The 23,212-nt window shown below is 59.6% G+C and carries 30 protein-coding genes and 1 tRNA gene; 16 read left to right on the plus strand and 15 right to left on the minus strand.

Annotation, left to right across the window (positions count from 1 at the left end):
• Positions 1-37: 37 nt before the first annotated feature.
• Together radC and map are read right to left on the minus strand one after the other, a co-directional pair.
• On the minus strand, positions 38-724 hold the full coding sequence (gene radC, locus JO965_RS09025) for a DNA repair protein RadC (protein ID WP_203443336.1): 687 nt from the start codon (positions 722-724) through the stop codon (positions 38-40).
• Positions 725-815: 91 nt separating this feature from the next.
• Positions 816-1,637, minus strand: a complete 822-nt coding sequence (gene map, locus JO965_RS09030) for a type I methionyl aminopeptidase (RefSeq protein ID WP_203443337.1) — start codon at positions 1,635-1,637, stop codon at positions 816-818.
• Positions 1,638-1,782: 145 nt separating this feature from the next.
• Here map and JO965_RS09035 point away from each other — a divergent pair, with 145 nt between their 5' ends.
• Entirely contained in the window at positions 1,783-2,610 is an 828-nt protein-coding gene (locus JO965_RS09035) for an FkbM family methyltransferase (RefSeq protein ID WP_203443338.1), read from the plus strand.
• Positions 2,611-2,914: 304 nt separating this feature from the next.
• Here JO965_RS09035 and sfsA read toward each other — a convergent pair whose 3' ends face one another.
• Positions 2,915-3,634 carry a DNA/RNA nuclease SfsA gene (gene sfsA / locus JO965_RS09040; RefSeq protein ID WP_203443339.1) on the minus strand — a complete coding sequence of 240 codons (720 nt, stop codon included), beginning with the start codon at positions 3,632-3,634 and terminating at the stop codon, positions 2,915-2,917.
• A gap of 120 nt (positions 3,635-3,754) precedes the next feature.
• Here sfsA and JO965_RS09045 point away from each other — a divergent pair, with 120 nt between their 5' ends.
• From JO965_RS09045 to JO965_RS09065, 5 genes are all read left to right on the plus strand, one after another.
• Positions 3,755-4,501 carry a molybdopterin-binding protein gene (locus tag JO965_RS09045; RefSeq protein WP_203443340.1) on the plus strand — a complete coding sequence of 249 codons (747 nt, stop codon included), beginning with the start codon at positions 3,755-3,757 and terminating at the stop codon, positions 4,499-4,501.
• Positions 4,502-4,673: 172 nt separating this feature from the next.
• A complete protein-coding gene (gene gpt, locus JO965_RS09050) occupies positions 4,674-5,180 on the plus strand; it encodes a xanthine phosphoribosyltransferase (RefSeq protein WP_203443341.1) in 507 nt (168 codons plus the stop codon).
• A gap of 18 nt (positions 5,181-5,198) precedes the next feature.
• A complete protein-coding gene (locus JO965_RS09055) occupies positions 5,199-6,755 on the plus strand; it encodes an AMP-binding protein (protein ID WP_203443342.1) in 1,557 nt (518 codons plus the stop codon).
• A 120-nt stretch (positions 6,756-6,875) separates the two neighbouring features.
• Positions 6,876-7,166 carry a hypothetical protein gene (locus JO965_RS09060; protein WP_203443343.1) on the plus strand — a complete coding sequence of 97 codons (291 nt, stop codon included), beginning with the start codon at positions 6,876-6,878 and terminating at the stop codon, positions 7,164-7,166.
• Positions 7,167-7,436: 270 nt separating this feature from the next.
• Positions 7,437-8,645 (plus strand): porin, encoded by a 1,209-nt coding sequence (locus JO965_RS09065; protein WP_203443344.1) that lies wholly within the window; start codon positions 7,437-7,439, stop codon positions 8,643-8,645.
• A 731-nt stretch (positions 8,646-9,376) separates the two neighbouring features.
• Here JO965_RS09065 and JO965_RS09070 read toward each other — a convergent pair.
• Positions 9,377-9,526, minus strand: coding sequence for a hypothetical protein (locus JO965_RS09070; RefSeq protein WP_203443345.1), 150 nt, complete (start codon positions 9,524-9,526; stop codon positions 9,377-9,379).
• Between the two features lie 112 nt (positions 9,527-9,638).
• On the minus strand, positions 9,639-9,827 hold the full coding sequence (locus tag JO965_RS09075; RefSeq protein ID WP_203443346.1) for a hypothetical protein: 189 nt from the start codon (positions 9,825-9,827) through the stop codon (positions 9,639-9,641).
• Between the two features lie 427 nt (positions 9,828-10,254).
• Here JO965_RS09075 and JO965_RS09080 point away from each other — a divergent pair, with 427 nt between their 5' ends.
• Together JO965_RS09080 and JO965_RS09085 are read left to right on the plus strand one after the other, a co-directional pair.
• Positions 10,255-10,650: a response regulator gene (locus JO965_RS09080; protein WP_203443347.1), complete on the plus strand. Its 396-nt coding sequence runs from the start codon at positions 10,255-10,257 to the stop codon at positions 10,648-10,650.
• A 122-nt stretch (positions 10,651-10,772) separates the two neighbouring features.
• Complete coding sequence (locus tag JO965_RS09085) at positions 10,773-11,141, plus strand: hypothetical protein (protein WP_203443348.1); 369 nt, start codon at positions 10,773-10,775, stop codon at positions 11,139-11,141.
• Between the two features lie 130 nt (positions 11,142-11,271).
• Here the strand turns inward: JO965_RS09085 and JO965_RS49295 are convergent, their stop codons facing one another.
• Positions 11,272-11,487 carry a NepR family anti-sigma factor gene (locus JO965_RS49295; protein ID WP_203443349.1) on the minus strand — a complete coding sequence of 72 codons (216 nt, stop codon included), beginning with the start codon at positions 11,485-11,487 and terminating at the stop codon, positions 11,272-11,274.
• Between the two features lie 252 nt (positions 11,488-11,739).
• On the opposite strand from JO965_RS49295, the gene JO965_RS09095 reads away from it, so the two are divergent.
• Together JO965_RS09095 and JO965_RS09100 are read left to right on the plus strand one after the other, a co-directional pair.
• On the plus strand, positions 11,740-11,907 hold the full coding sequence (locus tag JO965_RS09095) for a hypothetical protein (protein ID WP_203443350.1): 168 nt from the start codon (positions 11,740-11,742) through the stop codon (positions 11,905-11,907).
• A gap of 95 nt (positions 11,908-12,002) precedes the next feature.
• Positions 12,003-12,398, plus strand: a complete 396-nt coding sequence (locus tag JO965_RS09100) for a hypothetical protein (RefSeq protein WP_203443351.1) — start codon at positions 12,003-12,005, stop codon at positions 12,396-12,398.
• A gap of 106 nt (positions 12,399-12,504) precedes the next feature.
• On the opposite strand, the gene JO965_RS49160 is transcribed toward JO965_RS09100, so the two are convergent.
• Both JO965_RS49160 and JO965_RS09110 read right to left on the minus strand, forming a co-directional pair.
• Complete coding sequence (locus tag JO965_RS49160) at positions 12,505-13,524, minus strand: M10 family metallopeptidase C-terminal domain-containing protein (protein ID WP_305846574.1); 1,020 nt, start codon at positions 13,522-13,524, stop codon at positions 12,505-12,507.
• Positions 13,525-13,931: 407 nt separating this feature from the next.
• The gene (locus tag JO965_RS09110; protein ID WP_203443353.1) at positions 13,932-14,195 is read right to left on the minus strand and encodes a hypothetical protein; all 264 of its coding nucleotides are present in this window, start codon (positions 14,193-14,195) and stop codon (positions 13,932-13,934) included.
• A 492-nt stretch (positions 14,196-14,687) separates the two neighbouring features.
• Here JO965_RS09110 and JO965_RS09115 point away from each other — a divergent pair, with 492 nt between their 5' ends.
• The gene (locus JO965_RS09115; RefSeq protein WP_203443354.1) at positions 14,688-15,338 is read left to right on the plus strand and encodes a response regulator transcription factor; all 651 of its coding nucleotides are present in this window, start codon (positions 14,688-14,690) and stop codon (positions 15,336-15,338) included.
• A gap of 195 nt (positions 15,339-15,533) precedes the next feature.
• Here JO965_RS09115 and JO965_RS09120 read toward each other — a convergent pair whose 3' ends face one another.
• The 5 genes from JO965_RS09120 to JO965_RS09140 all read right to left on the minus strand — a co-directional run bounded on the left by JO965_RS09120 (position 15,534) and on the right by JO965_RS09140 (position 18,353).
• Positions 15,534-15,671: a hypothetical protein gene (locus JO965_RS09120; RefSeq protein ID WP_203443355.1), complete on the minus strand. Its 138-nt coding sequence runs from the start codon at positions 15,669-15,671 to the stop codon at positions 15,534-15,536.
• 650 nt (positions 15,672-16,321) lie between these two features.
• Positions 16,322-16,489, minus strand: a complete 168-nt coding sequence (locus JO965_RS09125; protein ID WP_203443356.1) for a hypothetical protein — start codon at positions 16,487-16,489, stop codon at positions 16,322-16,324.
• Between the two features lie 254 nt (positions 16,490-16,743).
• Positions 16,744-16,829 (minus strand) — tRNA-Leu (locus JO965_RS09130).
• Between the two features lie 60 nt (positions 16,830-16,889).
• Positions 16,890-18,083, minus strand: coding sequence for an FAD-dependent oxidoreductase (locus JO965_RS09135; protein ID WP_203443357.1), 1,194 nt, complete (start codon positions 18,081-18,083; stop codon positions 16,890-16,892).
• A gap of 6 nt (positions 18,084-18,089) precedes the next feature.
• On the minus strand, positions 18,090-18,353 hold the full coding sequence (locus JO965_RS09140) for a zinc-finger domain-containing protein (protein WP_203443358.1): 264 nt from the start codon (positions 18,351-18,353) through the stop codon (positions 18,090-18,092).
• A 145-nt stretch (positions 18,354-18,498) separates the two neighbouring features.
• Here JO965_RS09140 and JO965_RS09145 point away from each other — a divergent pair, with 145 nt between their 5' ends.
• Complete coding sequence (locus JO965_RS09145; RefSeq protein ID WP_203443359.1) at positions 18,499-19,263, plus strand: alpha/beta fold hydrolase; 765 nt, start codon at positions 18,499-18,501, stop codon at positions 19,261-19,263.
• A 56-nt stretch (positions 19,264-19,319) separates the two neighbouring features.
• A complete protein-coding gene (locus JO965_RS09150; protein WP_203443360.1) occupies positions 19,320-19,817 on the plus strand; it encodes a class I SAM-dependent methyltransferase in 498 nt (165 codons plus the stop codon).
• On the opposite strand, the gene JO965_RS09155 is transcribed toward JO965_RS09150, so the two are convergent.
• Entirely contained in the window at positions 19,814-20,614 is an 801-nt protein-coding gene (locus JO965_RS09155) for an enoyl-CoA hydratase (protein ID WP_203443361.1), read from the minus strand. The two genes, JO965_RS09150 and JO965_RS09155, sit on opposite strands and share 4 nt — an antisense overlap.
• An 80-nt stretch (positions 20,615-20,694) precedes the next feature.
• On the opposite strand from JO965_RS09155, the gene cysE reads away from it, so the two are divergent.
• The 3 genes from cysE (at position 20,695) to JO965_RS09170 (ending at position 22,423) form a co-directional block, all read left to right on the plus strand.
• Positions 20,695-21,531 carry a serine O-acetyltransferase gene (gene cysE, locus JO965_RS09160; protein WP_203443362.1) on the plus strand — a complete coding sequence of 279 codons (837 nt, stop codon included), beginning with the start codon at positions 20,695-20,697 and terminating at the stop codon, positions 21,529-21,531.
• Between the two features lie 91 nt (positions 21,532-21,622).
• On the plus strand, positions 21,623-21,835 hold the full coding sequence (locus JO965_RS09165) for a DUF3126 family protein (RefSeq protein WP_040637969.1): 213 nt from the start codon (positions 21,623-21,625) through the stop codon (positions 21,833-21,835).
• 57 nt (positions 21,836-21,892) lie between these two features.
• Positions 21,893-22,423, plus strand: a complete 531-nt coding sequence (locus JO965_RS09170; protein WP_203443363.1) for a gamma carbonic anhydrase family protein — start codon at positions 21,893-21,895, stop codon at positions 22,421-22,423.
• Between the two features lie 60 nt (positions 22,424-22,483).
• On the opposite strand, the gene JO965_RS09175 is transcribed toward JO965_RS09170, so the two are convergent.
• Entirely contained in the window at positions 22,484-23,167 is a 684-nt protein-coding gene (locus JO965_RS09175; RefSeq protein WP_203443364.1) for a transglutaminase-like cysteine peptidase, read from the minus strand.
• Positions 23,168-23,212: the final 45 nt, after the last annotated feature.

The following is a 23,212-nucleotide window of genomic DNA, read 5'->3' on the forward strand; positions in this document are numbered from 1 at the left end:
AGGTGCGATGCAAGGGGTTCTCGTTCTGCAACTCACTTCAGATCAGCCGCAGACCCTTCAGGCTGGCATGGCCCTCGCGGCCGACGATGATGTGGTCGTGCACGGTGATCCCCAAAGGCTTGGCGACGTCGATGATCTCGCGGGTCATCTTGATGTCGGCGGAGGAGGGTGTCGGGTCCCCGGAGGGGTGGTTGTGGACGAGGATCAGGGCGGAGGCTGAGAGTTCGAGGGCGCGCTTCACCACTTCTCGCGGATAGACTGGAGTGTGGTCGATTGTGCCGGATTGCTGCACCTCGTCGGCGATGAGCGCGTTGCGCTTGTCGAGGAAGAGGAGCCGGAACTGCTCCTTGTCCATGAAGGCCATGGCGGTCCGGCAGTAGTCGAGAACGGAGGTCCAGGAGGACAGGACCGGGCGCTTCGCCACCTCGCCCTTGGCAAGCCGGCGGGCGGAAGCCTCCACGATCTTGAGATCCGCGACCACGCTCTCGCCGATCCCCTCTATCTCCATGAGTCGGGCGGGGGAGGCCGCCACTACCTCGGCGAAGGTGCCGAAGCGCTTCAAAAGTTCCTTGGCGATGGGCTTCACATCCCGGCGTGGGATCGAGCGGAAGAGGACGAGTTCCAGCAGTTCGTAATCCGGCAGTGCATCGCCGCCCACCTCCATGAAGCGGGCGCGCAGCCGGTCGCGATGGCCGTGATAATGGGGAGTCTCGTCGCCGCTCATGCCCGCCCGTCGCTTCTTGCCAATCAATGGTCCGAGGGTCTCTGGCCATCGATGTTACTTTGTAGGCTTGAAGCGATGCGGCAGGCTAGTGTCAAGCTGCGGTGTAAGGCGGCTTGTCCAGCCCCTTCGGCGAGAAGGTGAAGACCTCGACTCCGGTCTCCGTCACGCCGACCGTGTGCTCGAACTGGGCCGAGAGGGAGCGGTCGCGGGTCACCGCGGTCCAGCCGTCCGCGAGCACTTTCACTTGGGGTCGCCCTAAATTGATCATGGGCTCGATGGTGAAGAGCATGCCCGGCTTCAGTTCCACGTTATAGGCCGGCTCCACATAATGGAGGATGGTTGGCGAATCGTGGAAGACGCGACCGAGGCCATGGCCACAGAAATCCCTGACCACCGAGCAGCGCTCCGCCTCGGCATAGGACTGGATGGCCGCACCAATGTCGTTCGTGGTCGCGCCCGGCCTCACTGCGGCGATGCCGCGCATCAGGCATTCATAGGTGATCTCGCAGAGGCGCTGGGCCCGGCGGGGAACCTCGCCCACATAGTACATCCGGCTCGAATCCCCGTGCCACCCGTCGAGGATCAGGGTCACGTCGATATTCATGATGTCCCCGTCGCGCAGGGGCTTGTCGTTGGGGATGCCGTGGCAGACCACGTGATTGATCGAGGTGCAGATCGTCTTTGTATAGCCGCGATAGTGCAGGCAGGCCGGATAGGCACCATGGTCGCGGATGAAGTCGAAGGCGAGCTTGTCCAGAAATTCCGTCGTGACGCCCGGCTTCACATAGTCAGTCAGCATGTCGAGGCACTCGGCCGTCAGGCGGCATACCCGCCGCATGGCCTCGAAGGCCTCCGACCCGTGGAGCGGGATCTCGGCGGCGCGCTTGCGCTCGACAATGTCGGTTTCAGTCATTTTCGATCCTTGATCTGATGCCCGGAATGTAAGGATCGCCGCGCGCGACGCAAGCAAAGACCTTAATGCCCCGCTTGCGAATGGCGCCCGAGGGTGTCATGAGCAACCCTGTTCATCCCATTCGACGGCTTTGGATTCCCGCTTAATGAATGATTCTCGCCCTTTCGGCGATTTTGCGCCTTCAGGACTCGCCCGCTGGGTGATCGACCGCACGCGCGGGCTGCCCGAGGGATGGGCCGGCCGCCGGTTGGCCCTGATGCTGCGCCGCCTGGCGATGAAAACCCTGACGGGCCTGCCGCTCGACCTGGAGACCTTCGGCGTCCGCATGAGGCTCTACCCTTATAAGAACGTCTGTGAGCGGCGGATCCTGTTCACCCCCCAATATTTCGACGCTGATGAGATCAGGATCCTGATCTCCCGGATCACGGACGGTTTCACTTTCATCGATGTAGGGTCGAATGTCGGCTGGTATGCCCTCTCCGTCGCGCGGGAGGCGAGGGGTGTTCCGACGCGGATCCTGGCTGTGGAGCCGCAACCGGAGATCTTCGACCGCCTGATCTACAACATCCGCCAGAACCCCTCCTGCACGATCAAGGCCGTGGATTGCGCGGTGGCGGATAAGACCGGCAAGCTCACCCTGTTCCTCGATCCCCTCAACCGGGGCGAAGCGAGCCTGAAGATCGTGAACTCGAGCCAGACGGACGCGATCCGCGTCCCGACTGTGACCATGCTGGAACTTCTGAATCGAGAAGGCCTGACCCGCGTCGATGCCATCAAGCTCGACGTGGAAGGCGCCGAGGACTTGGTCCTCGACCCGTTTTTCCGGGATGCGCCTGTCTCCCTCTATCCTTCGCTTCTGATCATCGCGAATGTGCCGGAGCGTTGGCAGACCGATGTGGTGAAGCTCCTGAAGAACAAGGGTTACCGGCAGATCCTCGAGACCAAGATGAATCTCGCGTTCGAGCGCTCCTGAAAGCCCAACCCAAATCGGCATTCACCTGAGCCCTCAAAGTCTGGCCTGAAAAGATTAACGCGGGCTTCCCTCCCCCTTGTGGGGAGGACCAGGTGGGGGTGTCGGCGCCAGACCTTCATAGGCGATCGCTCACACCCCCACCTCCAACTCCTCCCCACTGCAAGTCGGGTGTTCCCGACTTGCAGCAGACCCAAGACAAGCCTCGGGCAAGCCCGAGGCTTGTGGGGGAGGAGGGTTGTCAGCGCTTTTCCGGTCAGTCTCTCAGGATGTGGACGTAGGTTTATGAGCCAGCCGTTGGGTAGTTCTATCGCGGCGTCACAATCTCAACCGGCCGGTCGATGACGACTTCCTCCGGTGTAATCCGACAGACATAGGCATATGATTCCACACCGGCCGCCAAGGCATGCCGAAAGGCCTTGTCGTAGGCCGGGTCAATGTCGCGGGCCACATCGAAACGCTCGGCATCCATCTGGATGACATAGACGAGGGCAGCTCGGGTTCCCGCCGCCACCATGTCGGCGAGCTCGTAGAGGTGCTTGGCGCTGCGGGCCGCGACACAATCCGGGAACTCGGCGAAGCCTGCCTCGCGCATAAGGTGGCAGTTCTTCACCTCCAGATAGCAGGGCGGCTCGCCCTCCTTTTCGAGCAGGAAGTCGACACGGCTGTTCTTGCCGTACTTCACCTCAGGCCTGACCCGGTCGTAGCGGGCGAAGGGCGCAAGGAGTCCCTCCCGCAGGGCTTCAGCAACCAGGAGGTTGGGGCGGGAGGTGTTGATGCCGATCAGCTGGAGCGGACCGCCACCTGCCGCGACTTCTACGAATTCCCAATTGTATTTGAGCTTCCGGTTTGGGTTCGTCGCCCGGGAGAGAAAGACCCGGCTGCCAGGTTCCTTCAACCCCAGCATCGCACCGGGATTGGCGCAATGGGCCGTGACTACCTCGCCGGTGTCGAGCTCGATATCCGCCAGAAATCGCTTGTAGCGCTCGATGAGACGGCCCTCGAGCAGGGTTTCCTGAAAACGCATCAAATTCCAACGCTTGATCGAAGAAACCCTGGTAGCAGGGGAGAAGGCCTGGGTTCAACTGAACCGTTGCTTGAGAATTGCCGTTTCTGACGCTAAAGGCCCTCAAAAGGATCGCTGCACATGGCAATCTCCGTCACGGCTGCCCTTCTCATCATCGGCGATGAGATCCTCACAGGGCGCACCAAGGACAAGAATATCGGCTATATCGCCGAGTACCTGACCGGGATCGGCATCGATCTACGCGAAGTGCGCATTGTGCCGGACGTGGAAGAGGAGATCGTGGCCGCGGTCAACGCCCTGCGCAGCCGCTACACCTATCTCTTCACCACCGGCGGCATCGGCCCCACCCATGACGACATTACTGCGGACTCCATCGCCGCGGCCTTTGGCGTCGCCATCGGCGTCGACCCGCGCGCAGTCGCCCTGCTGCGGGAGCGCTATCAGCCGCACGAGCTGAACGAGGCACGCTTACGCATGGCCCGGATTCCCGAAGGTGCTGATCTCATCGAGAACCCGATCTCCAAGGCTCCCGGCTTTAGGATCGGCAACGTCTTCGTCATGGCAGGCGTGCCGTCGATCATGCAGGCGATGCTCGACATCATCGCGCCATCTCTCCGGACCGGCGCCCGCATGATCATCGAGACCATTGAGGCGGAGGGGCTGGCCGAGGGCATCTATGCCGAGGGCTTGAGCCAGATCGCCTCGTCGAATGAAGGCGTGTCCATCGGTTCCTACCCCTCGTTCTCGACAAGCGGCTTCCGCAACCAGATTGTCGTCCGAGGCAAGGACCCGGACGCGGTTACAACAGCCTCCACCGCCATTCGTGAGCTTCTCGGTCGCCTGAAGGGTGACCGAGCGCCTCTCTAGCGCATCGTGCGGAAAAGTGGCCCCGGTTTTCCGCTCAAACGATGCGCTCTTCAAAGAATGGAGCATCGGAAAAGAATGGAGCATCGGATTGGATCCCAAAAGTGGAATCCACTTTTGGGTCCGATGCTCTAAGAGTTATCCTCGTCACCTGACAGTCTAGAAGAGCAAAACGATGTCCCCGACCTCTCCTAAAGCCTTCCCCGTCTCCTGGGATCAGTTCCATCGCGATTGCCGAGCTCTCGCCTGGCGCTTGGCCTCGGCCGGTCCCTTCGAGGCGATTGTCTGCATCACCCGTGGCGGCCTCGTGCCGGCGGCCATCGTGGCGCGCGAACTCGATCTGCGGCTCATCGAGAGCGTCTGCATCGCGAGCTATCACGACTACAAGAACCAGGGCGAGCTGATGGTGCTCAAGGATGTCGCTCCCTCGATCAAGGCTCTGGGCGACGGTCAAGGCCAGGGCGTTCTCGTGATTGACGATCTGACGGACACTGGCAAGACTGCCAAGATCGTGCGCGACATGCTTCCCAATGCGCATTTCGCTGCCGTCTATGCCAAGCCCGCCGGACGACCTCTGATCGATACCTTCGTGACAGAAGTGAGCCAGGATACCTGGATCTACTTCCCCTGGGATATGGGCCTGGCCTATCAGGCCCCGATCCGCGAAGGCTCTGCAGGCTAAACGAACAGAGGAGCGCCCGTGGCGGAGTTCGATATCGCGCGGACGCGCAAGAGCCTCTTCAGTGCTCTCCTCGATGCGAGGGATCGGTTCGGCCGGAACAAGGTCGCGCTCGAGGATCTCGAACGCCAACCGATCACCTTTGGCCGCCTTGTCTTGGGTTCGCTTGTTCTCGGGCGCAAGTTGGCGAACCTGACGGATGAGCGCGAGCCTGTCGGGGTGCTGCTTCCGAATGTCCAGGCCATTGCGGTCACCCTATTCGGGCTCAATGCTTTCGGGCGCGTTCCGGCTTTCCTGAATTTCACGGCCGGGCTCAAGAATCTGAAGGCGGCCTGCGAGCTCGCCGAGATCAGGACCATCGTCACGTCCCGCCGCTTCGTCGAGCAGGGTAAGCTCGATGACATCGTCGCGGCGTTGGGGGAGGGACGGCGGATCCTGTGGCTTGAGGACGTTCGCGCGAAGCTGACGAGCCTCGACAAACTGCGCGGGCTGCTCGATTCCTGGATGGCTCGACGCGTTCATGCCCGAGTCAGAGTCGAGCCCGACGATCCCGCCGTCATCCTTTTCACGTCAGGCTCGGAAGGTGTCCCGAAAGGCGTGGTGCTCTCGAATGCCAACCTGATCGCCAATGCCTATCAGGTCAAAGCGCTCGCGGGCGATGTGCTGAAAGATGACGACGTCTTCTTCAACCCTCTGCCGATCTTCCACTCCTTCGGCCTGACGGCAGGGCTCCTGACAGCCGTTCTCAACGGCATGAAGTCGGTGCTCTATCCGAGCCCGCTTCACTACAGGCAGATCCCGAAGCTCGTCGCCGGCACACGGGCCACGATCATGCTCGCGACCGACACCTTTCTGCAGGGTTATGCCCGCGCGGCCGGCGAGAGCGATCTGGCGAGCGTCCGTTACGTCATCGCGGGCGCGGAGCGGGTGAAGGATGAGACGCGCAGGCTCTGGGCCAAGCACGGTACCGTAATCCTGGAAGGCTACGGAGCTACCGAGTGCTCGCCGGTGATCGCCGTCAGCCTGCCGGATCGCAACAGGCCGGGATCGGTCGGGCCGATCCTCCCGGGGATCGAATGGCGTCTCGACCCAGTCGAGGGGATCAATGAGGGCGGGCGCCTGCATGTGCGCGGCCCGAACGTGATGAAGGGATACCTCGATTCTGAGGCTCCGGGAGGCATCCGTCCTCCCACTGATGGCTGGCACGATACCGGTGACATCGTCACCGTAGATGACGGGATCGTCACCATCCGGGGGCGGGCGAAGCGTTTCGCCAAGATCGGTGGTGAGATGATATCCTTGGCCGCCATCGAGGCGACCGTTCAGGGATTGTGGCCTGACAACAGCCATGTGGTCGTGGCCATTCCGGACCCGCGAAAGGGCGAGCAAATTGTCCTCATTACGGACAAGGCCGATGCGGATCGGGATATGCTGATTGCTCATGCCAAGACCCAGGGCTTTCCCGAGCTTTGGATGCCCCGTTCCATATTGGTATCCGGTATTCCAGTGCTAGGTTCTGGCAAGACCGATTACGCCGCCGCCGTTGAACTAGCCCGCAGGTTGCAACCGATGCTCTAGGCCCGAGCTCTCGTTTCTTTGAAGAGCAGCCTTAAACTTTGCCGGTAACCAAGCTCGGCTTTCCACGTTGTTCTTTGGACTGTTAGCCCCTATGGCCGGGTCTATTTGAAGGGTTCAGAGATGAGAAGAATTACTCTTGTTCTGGTCGCCCTGGCCTACACGTCGAGCGCACTGGCTCAGTCCCGGCCCTTTACGCCCAGTATGACCTGCAATCAGGCACGCGGAATCGTGTTCTCGCGCGGCGCCGTGGTCCTTGGCACAGGCACCTACACCTACGACCGCTACGTCCGGGACCGCAGCTTCTGCGAGATCAACGAGACGATCCAACCCGGTTTTGTGCCGACGAGGGACACGCCTCAATGCCCTGTGGGATATCTCTGCCGGGATGCGGATTATTTCTTCAACGATTAAGCTCTAGCGCGGTCTGCCAGTCTTCCCTGGCAGTGGTGACCGAGTGCGCGCCTGACGTTTCGTCATGTTCTGTTCAGCGTAGCCTATGCTTGTTGAAATTATGTCACAGTGACTCAGATAAACACTTGCCCTTGCCGAAAATGCTTATCTTTTCAGCATATTGCGAGTCTATTGAGCGGGTTCGGCCTTCGCCTCGGTTGCGTCAGACAGGGGCTTGATTATGGTCACGCTTGTACATGGGTCATGGACTCAGGCATTTTGGAGAAAACCATGAAGCTCGCTAAGAGCCTCTTCCTCGGGTCGGTCGCGGGTCTCGCGGCTGTCGCCGGGGCTCAAGCCGCCGACCTTCCCGCGAAGAAGGCCGCTGCTGTCGAATACGTGCGCGTCTGCTCCACCTACGGTGCAGGCTTCTTCTACATCCCCGGCACCGAAACCTGCCTCCGCGTCGGCGGCCGTGTTCGCGCCGAGTTCCAGTACCTCGAACCGGTGGATCGTGAAGACGACGCGATCGGCTTCCGTGCTCGTGGCCGCATCCAGCTCGATGCCCGCACTGCCACCGCTTACGGTCTGCTCCGCACCTTCGTGCGCTTCGAGATGACCCGCGACACCGGCGTCTATGGCTTCAGCGCCACCTCAGCCAATGTCGATCAGGCTTTCATCCAGTTCGGCGGCCTCACCGCCGGTCGTACCATCTCGTTCTTCATGAACAGCGACCTTCCGAACGAGAACTGGGGTACGCTCCGCTTCTATGATGCCCCGACGGTGAACGCATTCGCCTACACCTTCTCCTTCGGCAACGGCTTCTCGGCCACGCTGGCGATTGAAGAGGGCACCTATGCCACGAGCCTCTTCCCCGAGGGTGGCCAGACGATGCCTGACCTCGTCGCCAACGTGAAATACGCCGGCACCTGGGGTTCGGCTCAGCTCGGCGGCGCGCTCCATCAGCTGCGCAGCGATGTGCTCACCGCCGCTCCGTTCGCTGGCACAATTCCTGACAGCGAGCTCGGCTGGGCCGTTACGGCTCAGGGCTCCGTCAACCTGCCGATGCTTGCCGAGGGCGATGCTCTCTGGCTTGCTGCGACCTATGCGGACGGCGCTCTCGGTTATCTCGGTTTCGATCCCGATGTCGGGGTAGGATCGGCTTCCAGCACGGTTGTCGACGCTTACATCGGCGCCGATGGCGACATCAAGACCGGCCGCGGTTGGTCGATTGCCGGTGGTCTGAACCACTACTGGACCCCGACCATCCGTCAGAGCGTCTTCGGTTCGTATGCTCGCGTCGAGTACAGTGCCAATGCTCCGGCCCCTGCAAGCGACTTCAACGAGTGGCGCGCTGGTTCGAACCTGATCTGGTCTCCGGTCTCCGGTCTCGATATCGGTGTTGAAGTTCTCTACTCCAACCTCGACCCGCGCGGCGTCATCGGCAATGACGACGGCGACGCTTGGGAAGGCCGTCTGCGCGTTCAACGCGACTTCTAATCGGCTTGTCCTGATTGAATCGGAAAACCCCGGTGGCAACACCGGGGTTTTCTTTTGGAGTTTGGCCGGTGCATTGCTGCGTCGAAAAGGCTACCTATACGCCCGCGATTGATCGTTCAGTTTCAAAATGATCGGGTAAAGCAATGTCCAAAGCCGTCAGAAATCTGGCTTCCGCTGTCGTCCTTGCCATTGGGTTGACCGGATGCGTGGGAACCGCCGGCGTTTCCACTTGGCAATACCAAGCCGGGCCGGGCTATGAGACGGAGCGTGTCTATGACAGCCGCGTTCAGGCGGATACCAGCCAAGGCTTCACGCGAGAGGCTTGCACGACCGTATCGAGAAGGCGGATCGGTCGATCGGGAAGTGCAGCCGGCGAAGACGTGACTGCCTGTGCTTCCAATTAACCCCGTATACCTTGACCGAAGGAACGAAGGCTCACCTTGACCGTTGGCATGGGGTCAATTCCACCGTCAGGAGAGCATCATCATGAACAACATCATCTGGCTCATCGGGGCGATCGTAGTCGTCCTCGCGATCTTGTCGTTCCTCGGGTTGCGCTAAACCATTCTAGCGTATCGTGCGGAACCGAAGGCTCACGATAGCGAAAGCGGATTCGGTTCTCCGCCCACTCGATGATCTGGAAACTGCAGGGTGGCTTTCTGCTTGGCGCCCTGCGGTTCCCAATATCCCTTCATGTAACCTCGGTGCTGCAGGGTTATCAGTGAAGAGGCCTATTCCATCAGAACCATGACGACCGACGCGACATTCACGACGGCCAATGCGCCGAGCAATGTCGGAACCAAAGGAATGCCAAGCCGCCGCGCCGCTCGATCGCAGGCAGCTTCGGTATGCGATTTGAGATGAGAACCTTTGATGGCCATGTCTCATCCTCTTCGTAGCCTGACCTTGCGTTAGTTGCACGCCACCATGGACCGCAAATGCGCCGTGCGAGGTGTGCTTCCACACATAGCGCAGCGTGCTTTTGTCTTTATTTCAGTGTCGGGTGGCGGCCTTCTGAATCTGGAGAAGCTGTCCCTCGATGGCGCGCATCCGGGTCATCAGGCGATCGAGTTCCGTAAGAAGTTGCTTCTCGTCTTGCTTGGCCTTTTCGACGAGATCCGGGGAAGAGCCATGACGAATGCGCTGAAGGGCATCCGCGAGCTGTCGGTCCAGAAGCCGCATATGGTGCTCCAGATCCAAGAATTCTTGGTGAAGCTGGGTCTCCTTGAACACGGCAGAGGTCTCACATGAGAACAGTCAGTTCCAAGCCTAGGTTACCGCGTGAAGGCGGGTTCCTCTAGGGCAAAAAGAGGTTCCGGCAAATTTCTTAACGGCCAAGCTGAAACAGAGCTCAATGTTCACCGTTCTGTGATGAGGGCCTTCACCCGATGGCCACGCCATCGGGGGATGTGGGTTTTGCATATAGTTTCAAGGCGAACCATTTCGAAGAGCTGCATGACGGGAGGCAGCCTAAGTATTGCGCCTTCTTTATCATGCCGACCACCCGCTTTGCGTTTCCGGGCCGGTCTTTCAATGGTCACAGAGCCTCAAGGGTCGTTGCGCTCGCAATGGGCTCCAAGAACAGTAACCGGATAGAGGAGATGGACGGATGGGAGAGAGGATGGAGCCTTATCGTATAGCCCTCATCGTCGAGGACGATTTTGAAGTCAGGGGCTTAGCGGCAGCACTTCTTGAGGAGACCGACCTCAAGGTCGTGGAGGCGTCGAGCGCGGAAGAGGCGCTGGACTATCTGAAGCAGCATTCCGAGGAGGTCGCGTTCCTGTTTGCGGATGTCCGTCTTCCCTGCCTGATGGACGGTTTGGATTTGGTCCGCACCGTGCGCCTCAAATGGCCATGGGTTCGGACAGTGCTGACCTCTGGCAAGCCTCTTGATCAGCGGGCCGTTGACGTTCCCCGTGACGTCCGGTTCATGCAGAAGCCCTGGAGAGCGCTCGAAGTCCTGATGGAAGCCGAGAGGGCTGCTCAGGCCTACCGCAGGAACTAAAGCGGTATCAAACAGGCAGACTGGGCTCACTCCCAACGTCTCATCCCAGCTATCCAGCAGAAATCTGGAACCTTGGCGCTTGCCAGGAATTGGCGTCAGCAGTTTGAAAAGGAATTTGACTGATGCCGCATACGTCCATTGCCACAGGCACCTTCTCATCTCGCAAGGAGGCCAATCAGGCCGTTCAGCGTCTGGTGTCTAGTGGGTTTGCCCGCAACAGCATCTCGCTCCGCCATCACGAGGAGGACGACGGATATGATCTGGAAATTCATACCCGCCGCGAAAACCTCAGAAGGGCCGAGCGTCTGATCCACGATTCCGCGCCGTTATACGTTGTGCGGCAGAAAGCGTCCGAAGTGGCCTATGCGGCCAAGTCCTATCCACTGATTCTGTTTGGGGCGGGAATTCTGGCAGGATTTCTGATCTACAATCTTATTCCGCGGGAGGCCACAAACGGCCATTCCGGTCATGGAAGCCGTCGCGGGCGCTGATGGTCATCATTGCGAGAGTGGCTGGGGTCGCACAAGAAGTCGGTCGGACTCCAACTCGTTGTGCGGCAAAGCGGAGCCAGGTTTCACTGACGCAGGTCGCCGGCTCGCACCGGACGATGCTCTAGCGATCCTAATCCTCTTCGTGGTGGCGGGCTCGTTCCAGTCTCTCCAGCAGCTGCTTGATGCGATCGGGAGCCGGCTCTTTCAGGATATTCTGGTAGTTCTGTTGCAGCTGCCTCCCGAGATCTTTCAAGAGTTCGAACTGACCGGTCGGAGTCAGACTGTTGGATCCGATGCTCCAACCTCTATGGCTCCCTGCGGCATAAGGATGGTGCCGCTTTGGCATCCACACGCTCCCTCTTTGCTCATCCTTGAGCCTGAGAACGGATAAAATTGGATTGGGTTGCGGCTAAGTTTCTGAAAAAGAAGATTCTTTTGATTGGCGGAGCGTGTGCTCCCTGCGATGGGACGAGCTTCCTTCTAGATTGATCGTCGTCTGAAAGCCCCACCTCAAAGAATGAGGCGACCGCCGGTCGCATTGGATTCATTCGAACACTGCGCCAAAGCTCGACCTTAAAGACGAAGGCGGGCTGGGTTCATGCGTGAAGTTCTCATGGTTTATCTGTGCGGTGTGATCCTGCTGCTGGCAGTATCGACCACAATCGATGGCGAGGAAGAGATAGGCCTCGACCATATCCTGATCGCGGGCTTCGGCTGGCCGATTCTCACTCCGATCTTGGCCTTGCGAGCCTGGACCAGCCGCTAAGAGGCGCTCTTTTTCGTGCCAGGCATGACCAGCGCACGCTTTTCCCTCCGTCAATTATGTTGTTAATCTGAGCCGTAACGTTTGCGGATGAACCAATGGCCAGAGTGATTTTGTCTGCTGCAATCCTCTTGGCTGGGCTCGGCGCTGCCCGAGCCCAGACGAGTTGCTACCCGCGCATAGGTGCCTATAGCGGTCAATATGAAGGCCAATGCCCCAATTCCAGCCTCAAATGGACAGCGGTCGAGAACACGGTCGGGGCTTTTGGACGTAACTGTGGCGATGAGCCATGGACATACAACCGCACGGAGAAGATGTTCTACAATCCGAAGGCCAATGAGAACTTCGCCATGCAGGATTGTCATGCGCCGAGCCGTGATCAGCTTATGAGTGCTGTGAGAGCAACCATGGGTACCGACATGGTTCGCCGCTTCCACGAGAACAAAATTCAACGACCTGGGATAACGGCGGAGCAATCGTCCGCTAACCGCTGAAGGCAGTTCAGGATATGGGGAAGAGGACAGTTGAGCGATTGCTCAGCGTGCTTTAGCGCTCATTCCGTTCTGGTACTGTCGATCTTCGCACCAATTCAGGAGTGATCTACACGATCTGAAAATCGGCAGAGGTCATTCTCAATCCTATCGTGAGCTTCGCAAAGGCGACTTGTTCGGTTGCACCAGTGCCGTCGGAATCGTAGTAGAGAACGCCGTCGTCGCGATCGTAGACGATGCGGTCCGTCACATCGTGGGCGGCATCACCAGTCCAGAAAGCCGCCGACTTCAAGCGGCCTGTCGAACCGACGCTTGTGAAGATTGTGTTCTCGAGCCACACCGTATCGCTCGCAACGGAAAAATCCCGGATCGTGTCGATATTCGTGGTTCCATTCGGCCTCGCGTAGAACACGAAGGCGTCTTTCCCAGATCCTCCGCGCAGAATGTCGGCACCCCAACCGCCATAGAGCCGGTCATCATTGTCTCCGCCGGAGAGGCTGTCATTGCCTGAACTTCCCCATAGGCGATCGTTGCCGTCCTCGCCGAAGATCGTGTCGTTTGCCTGTCCGGCCTTGATCTCGTCGTTGCCGACACCTCCCCGCATGCGATCGATATTCGCGGTGCCAGAGAGCGTGTCATTCACGTTCATGTACTGAAGCTGACCATAAAGGGGCGCCTCCGATCTGCTGACGCCGACTGGAAGACTCGTCCTCCAATCAAGGCCAGCGGTATGAATCACCGAGGCAATGACTGAGTTGCTGTTCAGATCGCCTCCAGAAAACTCTCTAAAAATGTCGAAGCTGTAATGGAGACCGGCCTTGTCGATGTTGGCTGCGTGTTGGACCATCACTTTCCAAACATCGGTGGCACTCCTTGAGCCGAGGTCGAGCAATGTGCGATGACGGTCTTCCGGCGTGTCAGAGCCTCTTCTGTCGGGCGAAGAAGCAAGATCAGCTCCTGCTAGCGTTCCAAGATCGTCGATGCCCTCGAGGGATCCCCTGATTACCTTCTCGGATAAGATACGACCCCTGGCATCGGTTTCCGTCTTGACGAGATAGAGATGAAAAAGGCCGCTGTCGATGTCTTCGAATTCGAGGGGTTTGGCTTCGATGGCAATGACAGTCGGCATAGATGACTCCTTGAGCAGATCGAACTGCCCCGGTGGCTGCTTTTGTTCCTCCATCATCAACTTTGCTGGGGCTTCGCTGTTCCATGGGGCGCCTGCGCTCTTCAAAGAGTGGGTCCACTGCTCCACTCTTTGAAGAGCGCATCGTTCGGTGCGGACCCAGAGGGCCGCGTCAGCGAAAACCGGGTCCACTTTTCCGCACGATGCGCTAGCATGGCGCGAACAATCGGATCTGTGTTTTGCCTGATGCGCTTACGATCACGATCGTCACGATCCGTAAGGATACGTGAATTGACCATTGTGCCTGGCGGCGGGAGACTGATGCGTGGCCGACAGCATTGGTTGCTCCCTCTGAGAAACTGAGGCCCCTTTCGGGGCCTCTTTTATTGGGACGGATCTCGGCAAGGGAGTTAAGCTCTGAGGTTCTCCAGAAGCCGCTGATAGGGCTCCCGCCGCTCGCGATACTTTAGGAGCAACTGCTTCTCGATGTATTGCTTCTGCTCACTTTCGATGCCACTGCGGTCGAGATTGAGGATGTCTTCCCCATATTGGAAATCTATATTGGTGAGCGTCCGTGCTACCCAAAGTATCTTCAAGTCATTCTCGGTTATCATGCCTCGCTGTGGCTCGTCCGTGAGGAGCTGTTGCGTCAAAGGTTCTTTGGTGACTGGCATGTTCCCCCTCCAGCCTTCTGAGTCCATGGGGGAATAATATCGTTCCGGCAGCTTCGCCGGCAATGAGTACAATCTAAGCTTGTGGATTAAGCACCTGGCCCGGAATTAGTAATCCCAAGGAGGAAGCGAACTCTCAGGCCCATAGTCACTTCGAGGAGTCAATCGCTGCTATGAGGGGCCATGCCGCCTGGATCTGAAAATCCTTAACGCAAGCTTTATTCGCCGATGCCCTTAGGGAGTAGCACATACTCCTTAGTGATTAGAACGGTATGTATATCCCTTGATCAAGTCCATTCTTTGAGCGCTGATAGAGGGAGGAGGCTGATGTCGTAGAGTTTATTCAAAAAGGGGCAAGTAATGTTCAAGGAACATTTTCAATCTGACGCAACGTCTGGAATGTCTGCAATCGATCCTGTGGCTGCTTCTACTCAAATTGTAGTAACAAAGTTGCTTTGCGGGAACGCGCTGCTGCAGGCCGGTCTCGAGCAGCTCTTGTCGGCCACCTGCTTCACTGTCCTCAACCCGACGTCGAGAGGGATCGCGGGGGCGGAAGAACGCGCTCAAACGGAACCGGCCCTCTGCATCGTCGATGGCACTGGCTCATCTGAGCAAGCACTCGATTTCATCCAAGACGCCAAGAGGCAGCATCCTGCTGCTCGGGTCGTGGCGATCGCCAATCAGCTCGATTGTCCGATGGTCCAATCGTCAGTCTCTGCGGGCGTCGACAGTTTCTGTCTTGCAACAAGTGTCCGTGAGGTTCTGATCAAGACTCTCGAACTCACGATGCTGGGTGAAAGGATCCTGCCCGGATCACTCATTCGAAAGCTCCTCAACCAGGAATTCGCGCCTTCCAATTCTGCCGAGATCATCCCACTGGCAGAGCGCCGTGCGCCGGATCCGAAAGTTCAGAAGCTTTCACCCCGTGAGACCGTGATCCTACAGTCGCTGATGGGCGGCGATCCGAACAAGGTCATCGCGCGGAAGCTCGATATCACCGAGGCGACGATCAAGGTTCACGTCAAGGCGATCCTGCGCAAGATCGGCGTCGCTAACCGCACCCAGGCTGCCATGTGGGCAACGGGAAATCTCAGAGAGATCGGTCCATCTGCGGGAGAGATGCACGAGGCACGGCGACTGAGCTGAAATATCACCGGGAACCGCCCTTTGGCGGCTTTCGTCATGAGGTTTTCAAGAAGGTTCGTATGAACGGCAAAGGACTCCAATCCCCGGGTGATCTTATTGAAAAACATGGTTTTAAGAGCCTCTGACGGTCTCCTTTGTCGTTCGGGCAGTAGCGTCTGTTGGCCTTCTGGTGTGCTTGCCCACAATAGGGGATGATCATCCTGGCAATGACGCAAGCAACGCGACAGTTGCCGCTATATTGATACTGACGAGGATAAAAAGCAGCGCAACCGATACGGGAATGCGCCGCGATTCTGGTTTACCTTCCCTCTGGAGATAGTCCGCTTTCTTCATGGCTTCTTCCTTTCGGCCTTATCAGAGAGGCTGCAAGGTGAAGCAATTTGGCCATTGATGCTGTGAGCTGCTTCACAGCCGCACTTACTTTCTGCGAGGCCTCGAGGGAGAGCGACAGGTTAGGCACCAGGACATGCAGGATGCGATTGTGACTGGGGTACCCATATGCTGCCACGGGCTATCGTGAGGGTATTGCCTAGCGTATCGTGCGGAATAGTGGATCCACTTTTGGGTCCTATGCTCTAGGTCAACTTAAGACCTGCCGAGACAAGGTCGGCCTTTATTGGATGGCACGGAAGCCCTAAGGCCTCAAGGCCCGCTACCGCGACTGACAGGCACACAGCGAGAGCCAATCGGACACCGGGGAACATCCTTTGTTGGAGCCCAACCCGGTCCTGCCAGTTCACCCAGCCCGCAATAGGCAGAAGATGCGACGTATCGTTCGTAGGTCGTGGGGCTAGTGCTGAGAACAACGGAGCCTTGCGCAGCAACAAGGCTTCGTGCCTGATCGCAGGCCATGGCAGTGGTCAGCTGGCGGTTTTGGGCGATCGCTCCAGAACTCATGCTGACGAGGACGATAGCAGCATAGACCGGCTTCATGTTTCTCATGGCGAACCTCACTGTAAGGGCACGCTCGACCGCGATCCCTGTCAGGATATCGACAAGGCCATCAACGACAGCACTGCCGCGAGAACATTCATCGCCACCGCGGTTCCGGCCAGACACAGCGAGAGAGGGACGCGACGCCGCTCCAGGTCTGAATTCTCGACGACATAGGGAAGGGCTTTGGTGGAAGCCCGAGTGCCTCTCATGGTCACTGTCTATCTCCTCCAAGATAGGGATCAGGAATTAACGATCTGAAGAGGATGCTCTCATGTCGTCACGCCGTCAGTGCGTTCCCGCACGGAAGTTGGACCCAGGATCTCACGAGGACGGTAAGGTTGCCCTTTCCATCAGCCGCGATGACCCGACGGGCTATCCCGTCACCGGTCGTGGGCATGCCGAGGGCGATTGGCAGGCTCCATGTGCGACTGGAGCCTCTCTAAGCCGCTGTGATGTAAGGAATTTGTAGTGGTGCGGACGGCGGGGGTCGAACCCGCACGGGCAAAGCCCGAGGGATTTTAAGTCCCTTGCGTCTACCAGTTTCGCCACGTCCGCGTTGGAATGAGGGTTATCGGGCTCAAGCCAAGAGCGCAAGAGCGCAAGCCGCTCTCGCCGTCATTCAGGCGTGCGGAAACCGTAGAGCCAATCGTAACGCCGGGTCATGCCCTCGGGTCCGAGATGGCGCATGACCTGATTGCGCCCGAAGCCCATGAGATTGCCGGCATGGTAGAGGCGCCCGTTCCTGCGGGCTTCGTTCTGCACACGGGTTGCGCGCGCAAGACGTTGTTTCTCATAAGAAGCGAGAATTTGAGGGATATCCTGCCCCCCTTGGCCTAGCAGGAAGGCGAGGGTGGCCGCTTCCTCGACGGCAAGAGCTGCACCCTGGGCCAGGAAAGGTAGAACGGGGTGGGCAGCATCGCCGAGAAGGGCGATGCGACCGTCGGCGAGGCGCGCAGCCGGATGGTCGAACAGCGACCAGCGCAGCCATTCCTGCGGCTGTGATAGGAGAGTGCGCAGAGCAGGGGTGGCCGAGGCATAATGCTTGAGAAGCTCGTCCCGGTTGCCTGGAGCGGCCCAGCCTTCTACAGGCGTGGGGCTTTTCTCGATGGCCACCACATTGACGAGCCTGCCACCGGCAATCGGATAGTGCACGACATGTCCCTGCGGGCCGAGCCACAGGCCGGTTTCGTCGCCAGCGAGTTCGGCCGGCGCTGCCTTCCGCTCGAAGGTTGCACGCCAAGCGATGTAGCCACGAAAGGCAGGGGGCTTTCCATCTCCGAGGGCCTGCCGGACCTTCGACCAGACCCCATCGGCGCCGACGATCATGTCAGCCTCGATACTTTCTCGCATACCGCCCGCAGAAATCCAGGTGAGTCTGGCCCGCTGAGGTCCGTCCTCCACCTCCTCGACGGTCCGGCCCATCACAAGGCGGATCGCCGGTTCGGAACGGACGGCGTCGAGAAGAATCGTCTGGAGGTCGGCCCGGTGCACCACCCAGTAGGGCGCCTCGAAGCGCTCGTGCATGAAAGATCCGAGCGCGACCTGTCCGATGGTCTTGCCGGTGCGGATGGCGCGCACGACGACGCGCTGCGGTTCCGACGCGGCCCGGCGCAGGGCGGGGCCGAGGCCGAGCTTGATCAGGATCCGGCTGGCATTGGGCGAGAGCTGGAGGCCAGCCCCGACCTCGCTGAAGCCCGTCCGACGCTCGATGAGGGTAATTGCATGGCCCTGACGAGCCAGCGCCAGGGCCGCCGTCAGGCCGCCGATGCCGGCGCCGATAACCGCAATCGAGAGGCCGGTTTTCTGCACGATGCGTTAGCGTGAGGCGGCAGTCGCCACGAAATCGGGCTCCCACACGCACTCGGCCGGGCGAGCCTCGTAGGCCTTCAGGGACGGATCGTACTTGAAGAGGGTCGAGCAATAGGAGCAGACGGTCTCGGTGTCAGAGCCCATGTCGATGAAGATATGCGGATGATCGAAAGGCGGCGTCGCTCCGATGCACATGAACTCCTTGGAGCCCACGTGAATGACGGGAACGCCCGGATCGTTGTGGAAGTGCGGTGTGCCTTTGTCAGCCATTGCCGTTGCTCTAACCGGTGAAATTTGCGCGCACCATAATGGCCGAACGGCCATGCGCCTAGAGCAAAGTTCAACCGATTGCATCCGCCGCCGGAGGTGCTTAGGTTGCGGCAGTTTCCCGATCGTTCCAATTACCTTCGGTTCCATGCGCTATTTCAATTCTGACGGCGTGAGCATCGCCTATATCGATGTCCCGCCCCATGAGGGGCAGGGCGATCCGATCCTCCTCATCCATGGCTTCGCCTCGACCCATGCGGTGAACTGGGTCAACACGCTGTGGGTCAAAACCCTCACGCGGGCTGGCTACCGGGTGATTGCCTTCGACAACCGCGGTCATGGAGAGAGCGAGAAGCTTTACGATCCCGTGGCTTACGATTCCTACCGCATGGCCGAGGACGGACGCAGGCTCCTCGATCATCTCGGCATTGAGCGCGCCGACGTTATGGGCTATTCCATGGGCGCGCGGATCACAGCCCATATGGCGATTGCCTCGCCGGATCGCATGCGTTCTATGCTTCTTGGCGGCCTCGGCATCCACCTCGTCGAAGGTGTCGGCCTGCCGCTCGGTATTGCCGATGCCATGGAGACGCGCTCCCTCGACGACCTGACCGATCCGATGCAGCGCATGTTCCGAGCCTTTGCGGAGCAGAACGGCAGTGATCTGAAAGCGTTGGCTGCCTGCATTCGCGGCTCGCGGCAGGTGCTGTCGAAGGCGGAGATTGCCTCCATCAAGCTCCCAACCCTGGTCTCCGTCGGCACGGCCGACGATGTGTCAGGCTCGGGGCCAGAGCTGGCCAAGCTCATACCCAATGCAACTGCGCTCGACATTCCCGGGCGCGATCACAACCTCGCCGTCGGCGACAAGGTTCACAAGCAGGGTGTTCTGGACTTCCTCGCTCACCGACCCTGAAGCTTGGCCGGTTGACTTGGCGCTTCTCATTCCAATCTCTCTGAGAGGAGCAGCGAATGACTCGTCTCGACAGCGCCATCCGACGTCTGACTGCACAGCGCGATCTACTCGACTGGGCCGCGCGGAACCTAAGCCCAGCGGGACTCGTGCTGGAGGTCGGCCTCGGCAACGGGCGCACCTACGATCATTTACGTGCTCATCTGCCCGGGCGTGAGATCTATGTCTTCGAGCGCTCGCCCGCCGCCCATCCCGATTGCTATCCGCCCGAAGGCTATCTGATCGTCGGCGATCTCTTCGACACCCTGCCGCCTTTCATCGAGAGACACGGCCGAGGCTCGGCGGCCTTGATTCATATCGATATCGGATCGGGTGACGAGGACGCGAATTTAAGCCTCGCGCGGCGCCTGTCGCCCTTGCTCGAAGCTCTGCTCCAGCCGGGCGGAATCCTGCTGGGCGACCGCGCCTTCGACATGCCAACATGTCGGGACATTTCATCGGAGACGAGGGTGCTGGAAGGACGCTATTTCGTGTACTGCCGGGACAACGGAGCTTAGCTGCCGGTAAAGACCGGATGGCGCTTTTCCAGGAACGCATTGCGTCCCTCAGCGGCATCGGCACTGTCAAAGCATTGATCGGCGAGGGTGATCGGATCGACATCGGGGTGCATTACGCCAACTGCCTCGTCGATGGCTGCCTTGGCGGCTTTGATCGTCAGGGGCGCATTCGCCGCAATCGTCTTAGCCAGGGCCAGGACGTGGGCTTCCAGTTGATCCTCCGTCACAACCCGCTGCACCACGCCCAGGCGTGCGGCCTCCTGCGCATCGATACGCCTTGCGGTGAAGAAAAGATCCTTCGCGGCCGGAGCACCGACGGATGCCGTCACGAGCTTCATGGCGCCCGGCGGGTAGCCGATCCCGAGTCGTGCTGCCGGGATGCCGAAAATGGCACTCTCGGAGGCCACGCGCAGGTCGCAGGAGAGGGCGAGGCCGAAGCCGCCTCCCAGGCAGAAGCCGCGGATCATGGCGACGACGGGCTTCGAGCAATGGGCGACCGCCCAGAAGGCGGCCTCGTTGGTGGCCTCGTACAGCCTTCCGCCCTCGGCATCGGCACGCAAGGTCGCGAACTCGCCGATATCGGCGCCGGAGGCGAAGGATTCCTGCCCCGCTCCCCTTAAGACGACCACGCGCACCTGCGGGTCCTGATCGAGTGCTCCCATGATGTCGGGAAAGGCTTTCCACATCTCCAGGTCGAGCGCGTTGTGCTTGGATGGGTTGTCTATGGCCAGGGTCGCAATGCCGCCGGAAAGCGAAACGACAAGCTTGGACGTCGACGGCGAAAAAGAGTAGGTCATGGCTCGCGTGGATCTATGGTAAGGGGCTTGGGCTTCTTATCTATGCTTAAGGCGATAAAGAAGCCGGCAAGGAGACTATCATGACACAGACGCGTCTGAAGCCAGGAGCTCCGGATGCCGTGGCCGGAAAGGTCGATCCGATCTGGAGCCGCTTGCGCTCGGAGGCCGAGGCCATCGTTCAGGCCGAGCCGGCTATCGCGGGTTTCGTGCTCAGCGCCATCCTGCATCAGCCGAGCCTGGAAGCTGCGGTCATTCACCGGGTCGCCTCGCGCTTAGGGCATGTGGCTGTACCAGCCGATATCATCGAGCAGATCTTCCTCGAAGCCATTGAGGATGACAGGACCATCGGAGCGGCCTTCCGGGCGGACATCAGCGCGGTCATGGACCGTGATCCGGTTGTCACCCGTGCCATCGAACCCGTGCTCTATTTCAAGGGCTTCCACGCCATTCAGACCCACCGACTGGCTCATTGGCTTTGGAAAAGAGGGCGGCAGGATTTCGCGCTCTATCTCCAGAGCCGCTCCTCCGACACGTTCCAGACGGACATCCACCCGGCGGCCCAGATCGGCCGCGGCATCTTCCTCGATCATGCTACGGGTCTTGTCGTGGGTGCCACCGCCGTCATCGAGGACAATGTCTCGATGCTGCAGGATGTGACGCTCGGCGGCACCGGCAAGGAACGCGGCGACCGGCATCCCAAGATTCGGCATGGCGTCCTGATCGGAGCCGGCGCCAAGATCCTCGGCAATATCGAGGTCGGCCATTGCGCCAGAATCGCTGCAGGATCCGTGGTTCTCAAGCCTGTGCCCCATAATGCCACGGTGGCCGGTGTTCCGGCGAAGGTCATCGGTACGGCCGGATGCGAAGAGCCTGCCCGCTCCATGGATCATTGCTTCTCGGAGATGGACGGAATCTGAGGGCAGGGCTCCCTTCGGGACCTAACCCCGCTTGCTCGCGTTTGCCGGGCATGGCAAGTGCAGCTTCCGTAAAATCAAGAAAGGACCTGTAGTGGACAAAACCGAGATGGCTAAAGTCGAGCGCTATCTGCGCCAGACCTTTGCGAACCACTCGATCCGCGTCGTCGGTCGCCCGAAAAAGGCCGATTCGGCGGAAGTTTACATCGGTGAGGAATTCGTCGGCGTGCTCTTCCTCGACGATGAAGATGGGGACCGCTCCTACAACTTCACCATGGCCATCCTCGATACGGATCTCGAGGACTAGGCAATCTTCCGCAGCAGGGCCTTCCCAGGTTCTGCTGTTTTTCTTTTTGGACATGCGATGCCGATCTACAGCCTCGACGACAGCGCCCCCATTCTTCCTTCGCCTGACCGCTTCTGGATCGCTCCGGACGCTCATGTGATCGGCAAGGTGCGCTTGGGGCTGGATGTGGGTGTCTGGTTCGGAGCCGTGCTACGCGGCGACAACGAGCTGATCGATATCGGCGAGGGCACGAATATCCAGGAAGGGGCTTTGCTCCATACGGATATGGGTGCGCCCCTCACCGTCGGGACAGGGTGCACCATCGGGCACAAGGCCATCCTGCATGGTTGCACGATCGGCGAGAACTCCCTGATCGGCATGGGAGCCACGATCCTCAATCACGCCCGCATCGGTGCGAATTGCCTGGTGGGCGCCAATGCGCTGGTCACCGAAGGCAAGGAATTTCCCGACAATTCGCTGATCGTCGGCGCGCCGGCCAAGGCTATTCGCGCGCTTGATGCGGATGCAATCGATCGGCTTCGCTGGTCGGCCAGGAACTACGTGGACAATTGGAAGCGCTTCGCAAAAGGAATGAGGCGGATCGACTGATCCGCCTCGAATAAAGCTGATCCCGAAAAGAAAAACCGGCGTCTTGCGCCGGTTTTTCTTTTAGCGGTTTGCGGTGGTGGTCGGCGATGAGACGATGCCGCCGAGGGACACCCAGCCGATTGCGTCCTGGCTCTCGCGTTTGACGTAGACGTAGCCGGTGCGGTGCCAGGGGAGAACCGACGAGGTCTTGTTGTCGAGGACGAAGTCGCCCCGGTTGGTGCGTACCATCAGCACGGCGTGGCCTTCGCCCAACTCGTCGATCACGACGGTCATGCGCATGGCGCGGCGGGGCAGGCCTGCCTCGGCAAGAAGCCGGCGCTTCAGGAGCTGGAAATCCTCGCAATCGCCGCGGCCGTCATCGGGGAAGCCCCAAATATCGACGACCCCCCAGTGATCCGCATCCGTCACGGCCTTGATGCTGGAATTCACGCGCTGATTCACGGAGACGATCGTCTTCCAGACTTGGGGGGTCAGGTCGATCGTATCGGACTCCGCCACATTCACGGTGCATTCGGAGCGAAAATTCTCGCAAAACTGTGACCAGCCCAGAAGCGGCTTGGCAGTGCCGATGCTCGTAATCGGAGCGCTCGAAACGGGCAGGGCGGCCACGGTTTGGGCTTGGGCGGTTGTACCGATAAACAGGAGAGACAGACCGAGAAGAGCTGTTTTAATGAACGTGCTCACAGAGGCTGGCTTCTCATTTACGCCACAGAAAAGGCCATTCTTGAAATAATCCTGCCGCATGCCCCACCAGCCGGTTAACGTTCTTTTAACCAAACTGACATGGTT

This window comes from Microvirga sp. VF16 (assembly GCF_016864375.1).
Lineage (GTDB): Bacteria > Pseudomonadota > Alphaproteobacteria > Rhizobiales > Beijerinckiaceae > Microvirga.